The organism is Sandarakinorhabdus rubra (genome assembly GCF_010994245.1).
GTDB lineage: Bacteria > Pseudomonadota > Alphaproteobacteria > Sphingomonadales > Sphingomonadaceae > Sandarakinorhabdus > Sandarakinorhabdus rubra.
Genome location: NZ_WMHO01000095.1, coordinates 1 through 9,361, shown reverse-complemented (window position 1 = coordinate 9,361; position 9,361 = coordinate 1). Strand labels below are relative to the sequence as shown.

The window sequence follows — 9,361 nt, the reverse complement described above, 5'->3', positions numbered from 1 at the left end:
GCGCCGGCATCGGGATGGCCATCCAGAACGAGAACGCGCTTCACAGCCCCATCTCGGCCGCCGCAGCCCTGATCCGGCCCTGCGCGGCAGGATCGCCGGCAAAGGCGGCCAGTGCGGAATCGCGCGCGGCCTTGGCGGCCGCCGCCTCGCCCAGCACGGAACGGGCTCGCATCAGCCGCAGCCAGCCAGCCTCGTCCTTCGGATTGGCCTTCAGCCGCTCGGCCAGGCCATCGACCATGCCGCGGATCATCGCCTGCCGCTGCGCCGGGTCCATCGCCTGCGCAGCCTGCACCTGGTCACGGCTGGGGCCGGGCATGACGCCCGCCGGGGGACCGGCAGAACCGGCCGCGGCCGCAGCGGCCACCGGCGGCGGCAGGCCCGGCACGGCGGCATTGCCAACCGGCTTGGTGGCCGCCAGCCGCGTCGCGATGTCGATGCCGGCGGCCTGCGCCGTCTGCTCGATGATGCCCTTCAATTGTGGCAGCCACGGCGCGTCGGCAGGCGAATCGGCCAGCAAGCGCAGCCAGTCATCGATGGCGCCCTTGCGGTCGCCAGTTTCCGCCTTGCGCACGGCGAGGAAATAGCGGGCGCGGGCATCGGCGCCATCCTGGGCGGCGGCCTTCTCGAAGGCGGCGGCAGCGGCCGGCGTCACCTGCCCGCCGGCTTCCTGCACCAGCGCTTCGCCATAGGCCGACTGGAAGCCCTCGCCATCGGGTTTCAGCGCAATGGCGCGGCCATAGGCGCGCACCGCATCGGCATAGCGGCCGGTCTGGAAATAGCTCCAGCCCAGCATCCGCCAGCCTTCGGGATCATCCGGCGTCGCCTGCATCTTCTGTTCAAGGCCGGCGATCAGCTGCGCCACCTCGCCACTGGCGGCCTGTTCCTGGGGCGCCGCCACCGCCGCCTGGGAGGGTGCACCGGCGCCGGAGGCCAGGTCTGGCCGCCCCATGGAGGCATAGAGCGCGGCGGCCGCCACCGCGACCAACCCGGCCAGCCCCAGCGCCACGCCCGACAGCGCCTTCTGGCCCATGGTGCGGTCAAGTTCCGGCGGGATATGGCCGGCAGCCAGCAGGCGGCGGCGGATCTCGTTCCTCATGCCTTCGGCTTCCGGCGGCTGGATGCTGCCGGCGGCCAGCTGCACGTCGATGTCGGCCAGCTGGTCCTTCAGCACGGCGATGGTGGCGGCGCGCGCGTCCACCCGGGCTTCGTGCCGGCGCACCAGCGGGATGGTGAGCCAGGCCGCGGCCATGGCGCTGAGCGCGATGAGGATGATCCAGAGCGTCATGGGTGAACTCAGTTGGAAGGACCGGCCAGCCGGTCAAGGTCGGCGCGTTCGGCCTCGGTCAGCGGGGCGGCATCCGGCGCTGCCACCGGCGCGCGCCGCCGCCACAGGATGAGACCAGCCGCGCCGAGCAGCAGCACCGCGAACGGGCCGCCCCACAGCAGCAGCGTGTCGGCTTCGACCGGCGGTTTCAGAAGCACGAAATTGCCATAGCGTTCCACGACATAGTCGCGCACCTCGGCATCGGATTTGCCCTGGCTGATCTGTTCGCGTACCAGCAGGCGCAGATCACGGGCCAGTGGCGCGTCGCTGTCGTCGATGCTCTGGTTCTGACAGACGACGCAGCGCAGATCCTTCGAAATGGCGCGGGCGCGGGCCTCTTGGCCGGCGTCCTTCAGCATCTCGTCAGGCAGGACGGCGGCTGCCGGCGCAGCCGGCAAAACGAGAACGGGCGGTGCCGCCAGCATCAAGGCCAGCGCAAGAAGGGCCCGCTTCATGCCTCTGCCCGCAACTGCTGCAACAGCGGCTTGATCTGGCCTTCCCAAACCTCGGGGCTGATCGGGCCGATCTGCTTGAAGCGGACACGGCCTTTCTTGTCGACGATGAACGTCTCCGGCACGCCGGTGACGCCCAGATCGATGGCGGTGCGGCCCTGCTCATCGGCCGCGACCCCGGCATAGGGGTTGCCATAACGGGCGAGCCAGGCGCGGCTGTCGGCCGGCTTGTCCTTCCAGGCGATGCCATAGACCGGGAAGCCTTCGCTCGCGATGCGCTCCAGCACCGGGTGTTCCTGCGGGCAGGCGGCGCACCAGCTGGCCCAGATGTTGAGCAGGCGCGGCTCGCCCCTGAAGCTGGCGCTGGCAAAGCCGTTCAGTTCCGGCGGGCCGCTGCCGGGCTGCTCGACGATGCCGGGCAGCGCGAACTCGGGCAGCGGCCGGTCGATCAGCTGGCTGGGCAGCTCCTTGGGGTCCTTGGTCAGGCCAATCCCCAGGAACACGGCCAGCCCGGCAAAGGCGATGATCGGCAGGATGAAGAGCAGGCGCTTCATGGCGGGCTTATTCGGCCGGAACCATGTTTGGCGCAAGACGGCTGCGCACTTGCGGCGCCCCTATGCGGAAGCGCCGATCCGACAGCGACGCCGCACCGCCCATCGCCATCATCAGCCCGCCGAACCAGATCCAGCCGACCAGCGGGTGCCAATAGATGCGCACGACGAGCCCCTGCCCACGCGCGTCGGACTGCACATCACCGATCGCCACATATTGGTTGCCGGCGATGGCGACGCCGATGCCGGCCTCGGTCGTCTGGTTGCCCGACACGGTGTAGAGCCGGCGCTCCGAGACCAGCTTGCCGTCGCTGCCGCCCTGGCGCGTAACGAAATGCGCGCGCAAGGCCCGATAATTGGCGCCGGCCACTTCCTCCACGCCGACCATGGTGACGGCAAGCGGCCCGGCCTGCGCCGTCTCGCCGGGGCGCATGACGAGGATCTTCTCGGCCGCAAAGCCGCTCATCGCCGAAATGCCGGCGGTGGTCACGCCGATGCCGGCATGGGCCAGCGCCAGCCCAAGGGTCGCGGCCGGCGTGGTGCGCACAAGCCGCCAGGAAAAGCCGCCAGCGCCCCACCAGCGCCGCACCAGCACTTGGCCGCCGCCCAGGATAAGCCAGGCCCCCAGCGCGAGCCCGAAGGCGCTGGCCGCCTTGTCCAGCCCCAACCACAGGGCCAGCACGGCGAACAGGGCGCTGGCCAGCACGGCCGGCAGCAGCAGCTTCTTCCCCACCGTGCCGGCATCGTCGCGCTTCCACGCCAGCATGGGCCCGACCGTGACCAGCAGCAGCAGCGGCACCGACAGCGGCGCGAACACCAGGTTGTAATAGGGCGGGCCGACCGAGATCTTGTTGGCCGGGTTCACCGCTTCCATGATCACCGGATAGAAGGTGCCGAGAAAGACCACGGCGGTCAGCGCCATCAGGATGAGATTGTTGATGGTCAGCCCGGATTCGCGGCTGATGCTGCCGAACAGCGCGCCCGATTTCATCTGCGGCGCGCGCAGGGCGAACAGCGCCAGCGCGGTGCCGGTCGCGCCAATGATCATGGCGAGGATGAAGACGCCGCGTTCCGGATCGACCGCGAAGGCATGCACCGAGGTGAGGATGCCGGAGCGCACGAGGAAGGTGCCGATCAGGCTCAGGGAGAAGGCGAGGATGGCGAGCAATATGGTCCAGCCGGCCAGCGCACCGCGCTTTTCGGTGACGATCGCCGAGTGCAGCAGCGCCGTGCCCAGCAACCACGGCATGAAGCTGGCATTCTCCACCGGGTCCCAGAACCACCAGCCGCCCCAGCCCAGTTCATAATAGGCCCAGAAGCTGCCCAGCGTGATCCCGCAGGTGAGCGGCACCCACGCCGCCAGCACCCATGGCCGCATCCAGCGCGCCCAGGCCGGATCGGCGCGGCCTTCCATCAGAGCGGCAACAGCAAAGCTGAAGGTGACCGAAAAGCCGACATAGCCAAGGTAGAGCAGGGGCGGGTGGAAGACGAGGCCCGGATCCTGCAGCAGCGGGTTCAGCTCCGCGCCATCGAGCGGCGCCGGGGACAGTCGCGCGAACGGGTTGGAGGTGAACAGCGCGAAGGCCAGGAACGCCACCGAGATCATCGCCTGCACGGAGAGCACGCGGGCCTGCAGCGTGGCCCGCAGATTGTCGCCAAAGCGGGCGATGCCCGCGCCATACAGGGCCAGCACCAGTACCCACAGCAGCATCGAGCCTTCGTGATTGCCCCAGGTCGCAGCCAACCGATAGGGCAGCGGCTGCGACAGCGCACTGTGATTGGCGACCAGCGCGACGGAGAAATCAGCCTGCCCGAACAGGGTCATCAGTGCAGCAAAGGCGATGGTGATCAGCAGGGCCTGCAAGCCGGCGGCGCTGCGCCCGAAGGCCATCAGCGCCGCGTCGCCGCGGCCTGCGCCCAGCATTGGCAGCACCGCTTGTGCGGCCGCCACCAGCAACGCCAGGATCAGGGCGAAATGGCCGATTTCGGCAAGCATGGGGGCGAACTCTCCTCGATGGCCGCGCCAGAAATTCGCCGTCCGGGCGCAGTCTTGCTCTAGCCCAACCGTAACCAGATGCTAGGATTCATTCGATAGACCCAAGGGTCTAGGCGGGCCATAGCCGGGGGGCAAGCGCCATAGTGACGCCGTATCGCATCGCCATCGTTGGGTCAGGCCCAGCCGGCCTGTCGGCTGCCGCGCATGCGGCCCGGCTCGGGCTGAGCCACGTGCTGCTCGAAAAGACCGACCATCTGTCGGACACGATCTTCAAATATCAGAAGGGCAAGCATGTGATGGCAACGCCGTCACAGCTGGTGCTGCGTTCCCCGCTCGATTTCGAGGCAGGCAAGCGCGAGATGGTGCTGGGCACCTGGAACGAGCAGACGGCCGCCGCCGGGGTCAACGTGCGCATCCGTGCCGAGGTGACGGCGATCACCGGCACCGGCGATCCCATTCCCGGATCGGTGATGAAGCTCGTGAAGCGCAAGCGCGACGGCACCAGCGAGACGCAGGACATCCAGCGCCTGGCGCCGCCCTATCGGCTGACACTGGCCGATGGCGAGACGATCCTGGCGGACACCGTGATCCTGGCCATCGGCACGCAGGGCAATCCCAACCTGATGGCCTGCCCGGGCGGCGATCTGCCCCACGTCCAGTATCAGCTCGACGATCCGAGCGAGTATACGGACGAGCATATCTTCGTGATCGGCGGCGGCGATGCCGGGATAGAGAATGCGCTGGGCCTCGCTGCCGATCCGGCCCAGAACAACAAGGTGACGCTGGTCAACCGCTCGGCCGAGTTTGCGCAGGCCAAGGATGCCAACGTGAAGGCGCTGATGGCGGCCCGCGATGCAGGCCGCATCAGCATCATGACGCAAAGCACGACGCGGACGATCGAGCAGGGCTGGATCACGCTCGACACCGCCGAGGGCGAGGTGCGCGCCCCCTGTGACCGGGTGATCGCGCGCATGGGCTCGGCGCCGCCGCGCAGCTTTGTCGAACAGTGCGGAGTGGAGTTTGCCAGCAATGACCGGCTGGCCTTCCCGAAACTGTCCGCCACCTTTGAATCGACGGCGCCGGGAATCTACGTGGTGGGTGCGCTGGCCGGCTACCCGCTGATCAAGCATTGCATGAACCAGGGCCACGACGTCGTCGAGTTCATCAATGGCAATCTGGATCTGAGGCCCGCCGACGAACCGATCCTCGAAGCGAAGTTCACTGGCCTTCCCGGCGCACGCAGCGTCGCCGACTGGCTGGAGTATCTGCGCTCCAGCGTCTCGATCCTGTCGGGCATGAGCAGCTTGCAGATGCGCGAGTTCATGCTGGATTCGAGCGTGCGCCTGTATCGCATGGGCGAGGTGATCTTCGAACGCAACGCGCCCGGTTCCTCGCTGTTCGGCATTGCCGAAGGGCAGGTGCTGGTGGAGGTGAACCCGGCTGACCCCTCGGTCACCGTGCCGATCGGCGCCGGCTCCATCTTCGGCGAGGTCGGGCTGATCTCGGGGCGGCGGCGGGGCGCCACCATCCGCGCCGGCAGCGACTGCATCCTTGTCGAGATCAGCCGCACGGCTGCGCTCAAGCTGATGAGCCAGGTGCCATCGGCAGCGCGCGAGATCACCCGCATCACCACGACCCGCAGCCTGCTGCAGATCTTCAAGTCGGGGCTGGCCGCCGAAGACCTGGCCGAGGTGATCGCCGCGGCCACGGTGGAAACGATCCGTGCCGGCCAGGCCATCATCCGGGAGGGCGATACCGGCGATGACATCTTCATCATCCGCTCCGGCTCGATGGTGGTGGAGAAGCTGATCGGCGGCAAACCGGTGTTCCTCAACTATGTGCCGGCCGGCAGCTATGTCGGCGAGATGGGGGTGATTTCCGGTGGCCCGCGCACCGCCACCGTGCGGGCCGCCGTGAAGGCCGACGTGATCCGCATCCCCGGCGAACCGTTCCGCGCGCTGCTGGCCTCCCGCCCGCAGCTTCTCGACACGTTGCGCGCCGAAATGGCCAATCGCACGGCGATGAACAATTTCATCGAATCGAAGAAGGACAGTTTTTCCGGCGTGGTCGATCTCTACACCGGGGTCGCCAACTTCCTTGTCGAACAGGGGGTGGGCGAGGCGACCGACGTGCTGCTGATCGACGAGAAATTGTGCGTGGGCTGCGACAATTGCGAGAAGGCCTGCGCCGACACCCATGATGGCCTGTCCCGGCTCGACCGGGAAGCCGGGCGCACCTATGCCCATCTCCACGTGCCGACCAGCTGCCGCCACTGCGAGCATCCGCACTGCATGGCCGATTGCCCGCCCAACGCCATCCACCGCGGGCCGACCGGCGAAGTCTATATCGACGAAACCTGCATCGGCTGCGGCAACTGCCAGCGCAACTGCCCCTATGGCGTCATCCGCATGGACAAGGTGCCGCCGAAGAAGCCCTGGCTGCTCGGCTGGTTCCTGTTCGGCAGCGGCCCGGGCCCCGGCGAGCCGCCGGCCAGGTGGGCCAAGAAGCATGATCCCGCCTATGCCGAGAAGGCCAAGAAGGCGATCAAGTGCGACATGTGTGCGGGCCAGGACGGCGGCCCGGCCTGCGTGCGCGCCTGCCCCACGGGCGCTGCCATCCGGGTGTCGCCGGAACAGTTCCTCTCCGTTGCCCTGATGGGGCGGGAGGAGCGCTGATGGCAGACGCGGACAAGACGGACGGCGGGCGACGGGCGATGACCGGCAAGGCGGTGGCACGGGCGCCGCGCGATATCGCGCACGAAGGCTTCCTCACCCATCGCGGCGGGCGCTGGGCAAAGATCGCCGCCGAGCTGTGCGTTGCGGCGCTGGCCATCTATGTGATGACCGATCCCACCCCGCGCCACAACGGCGGCACCTGGTTGGGCTACACGCTGGGCAGCATCGGCGCCGGCCTGATCATCTGGCTGTCGCTGCTCGGCGTGCGCAAGCGGGTGATCGGTTCGAAGCCGTTCAGCCTGAAGGGCTGGACCAGCGCGCATGTCTGGCTGGGCCTGTCGCTGATCGTCATCGGCACACTGCATTCGGGTTTCCAGTTTGGCTGGAACGTCCACACGCTGACCTGGGCGCTGATGATGATCGTCATCCTGTCCGGCCTGTGGGGGGTCAGCCTCTATGCCACCGTGCCGGAGAAACTGTCGGCCAACCGCGGCGAGGTCACGCAGGCGCAGATGCTGGAGGCGATCCGCACGCTCGACCGGCAGCTCGGCACCGCCGCCCAGCCACTGGAGGCGGACGATGCCGCGCTGGTGCGGATGAGCCTGGAGGAAACCCGCATTGCCGGTTCACCGCGCCAGCGCCTGAGCGGCAGATATGCCGATGACGGCAACGCCCGCGCGCTGGCGGCGATCAGCGAGCGGGTGATGGCAACGATGCGCGCCGGCCGGCCCGACGAGCGGTTGCAGCAGATCCGCTTCCTGCTGGAACGGAAGGAAGCAGCACTGGCCCAGGCCCGCCGCCACATCGCGCTGAAGGCCCAGCTGGAATTGTGGCTCTACATCCATGTGCCGGTGACCGTTGCGCTGCTCGCTGCGCTCGTCGCGCACATCCTCTCCGTGTTCCTCTACTGGTAGGAGGGGCGGGTGGCCTTCATCATCCGCCAGCTGGCCCGCAGAGCCGACGGGGGCGATATCATCCGCACCCGCACGCTGGTGACGGCCGAAATCAGCATCGGGCGCGGCACCGATTGCGACCTCCAGCTGGCCGATCTCTCCGTCATGCTGCGCCATGCCCGGCTGGTCATCACCGGACCGGGCCGGGTGAGCGTGGAGGCGGTGGGCGGCGTGCCGGTGGAGGTGGGTAGCCGCTTCGTCACCCGGGCCGATCTCGATCTGGCCGAGGCGCCGGCGATCGACATCGGCCCGTTCCGCCTGTCCCTCAGCGCCGGCGAGGACGGCGCAGTGGCGATCACTGCCGAGCGCGTGGTGCCGCCGATCGAGGCCGCCGATGCCGCCGCCGAGGTCGAGATCTTCAGCCTTTCGGGCGCCATGCTGCCCAAGCGCCGCCTGGCCTGGATCGGCGCCTTGCTGGTGCTCGTTGGCCTGCTGCTGCTGCCGCTGGCCCACTTCCTGTCCGAGGATCGCGCTCGCCTGCCGGAAGCCATGCTGGCCGAAGCGAAGCGGCCACAGACACCGGGCCAGGCCTTCGGCGACGGCCGGCTGCAGCTGCCCCAGGCCCGCCCTGCCGCCGCCGGCGGTTTTGCCGCCGATGAAGTCTGGTCGTCGGGTCCCCTGTCCAACGCCCATGCCGGCCTCGCCAACAATTGCGGCGCATGCCACCGGCAAGCGTTCGTCAGCGTGACCGACAGCGCCTGCCAGGCCTGCCACGTGCCCGATGCCCTGCCCGATCACGCCATGCCGGCTCGGCTGGCACAGGGCCGCCCGACGCCGTCCGGCATGACGGCAGCGGCGCACACGGCGTTCAACCTGCCGGAAGGGCGCTGCACATCGTGCCACAAGGAGCATGAGGGCGCGGCCACCGTGCTCACCGTTGCGGGGAGCTTCTGCACCGATTGCCACGCCGGCCTGGCAACGCGCCTGCCCGACACGTCCGTTGCCAACGTGCCCGATTGGGCCCGGCACCCAGATTTCCGCGCCACGCTGGTGGCGGCGCCCTCGCCCACCCGACCGCTCTTCACCCGCGCCGTGCTGAAGGGCGCTCGCGAACGCTCCGGCCTTCTCTATCCGCACGCGCTCCACCAGTCGGCCACCAATGCGGTGGCCAACATGGCGCTGAAGCAGGGCCTGCCCACCGGCGTTGATGGCGCTCTGCCTTGCCGATATTGCCATGTCCCCGACGCGGCCCAGTTGCGCTTCCAGCCCATCACCATGGAGAAGAACTGCGGCGCCTGCCACGATCTCGCCTTCGCCCGTGATGGCGGCACGCTGCGCACGCTGCCGCACGGCAAGCCCGAACAGGTGGCCGGCATCATCCGCGATTTCTGGGCCAGCCGGGCCGGCGGCGGCGGCGTTCAGCTGTTCCCGCGCCGCACGCCGGGGCCGATCGCAGCGTCGGCGCCCATG

7 protein-coding genes are annotated in these 9,361 nt (G+C 68.8%); 3 read left to right on the top strand and 4 right to left on the bottom strand.

Annotated elements, in window-relative coordinates:
- Nucleotides 1-40: 40 nt before the first annotated feature.
- From ccmI to GJV64_RS07565, 4 genes are read right to left on the bottom strand one after another with little or no spacing between them, the layout of a single operon-like run.
- Nucleotides 41-1,285: a c-type cytochrome biogenesis protein CcmI gene (gene ccmI, locus GJV64_RS07580; protein ID WP_164156658.1), complete on the bottom strand. Its 1,245-nt coding sequence runs from the start codon at nt 1,283-1,285 to the stop codon at nt 41-43.
- Nucleotides 1,286-1,293: 8 nt separating this feature from the next.
- Nucleotides 1,294-1,779, bottom strand: a complete 486-nt coding sequence (locus GJV64_RS07575) for a cytochrome c-type biogenesis protein (RefSeq protein WP_164156657.1) — start codon at nt 1,777-1,779, stop codon at nt 1,294-1,296.
- Entirely contained in the window at nt 1,776-2,330 is a 555-nt protein-coding gene (locus tag GJV64_RS07570; RefSeq protein ID WP_164156656.1) for a DsbE family thiol:disulfide interchange protein, read from the bottom strand. The genes GJV64_RS07575 and GJV64_RS07570 overlap by 4 nt, the downstream gene beginning before the upstream one ends.
- A 7-nt stretch (nt 2,331-2,337) precedes the next feature.
- On the bottom strand, nt 2,338-4,323 hold the full coding sequence (locus tag GJV64_RS07565) for a heme lyase CcmF/NrfE family subunit (protein WP_164156655.1): 1,986 nt from the start codon (nt 4,321-4,323) through the stop codon (nt 2,338-2,340).
- Between the two features lie 140 nt (nt 4,324-4,463).
- On the opposite strand from GJV64_RS07565, the gene GJV64_RS07560 reads away from it, so the two are divergent.
- The 3 genes from GJV64_RS07560 to GJV64_RS07550 form a co-directional block, all read left to right on the top strand.
- Nucleotides 4,464-6,998, top strand: a complete 2,535-nt coding sequence (locus GJV64_RS07560; protein WP_164156660.1) for a cyclic nucleotide-binding domain-containing protein — start codon at nt 4,464-4,466, stop codon at nt 6,996-6,998.
- Nucleotides 6,998-7,912, top strand: coding sequence for a hypothetical protein (locus GJV64_RS07555; RefSeq protein WP_235927649.1), 915 nt, complete (start codon nt 6,998-7,000; stop codon nt 7,910-7,912). Before GJV64_RS07560 ends, GJV64_RS07555 begins: the two co-directional genes overlap by 1 nt.
- Before the next feature lie 9 nt (nt 7,913-7,921).
- Nucleotides 7,922-9,361: cytochrome c3 family protein (locus tag GJV64_RS07550; protein ID WP_164156654.1), on the top strand; the 1,440-nt coding region annotated here is incomplete at its 3' end.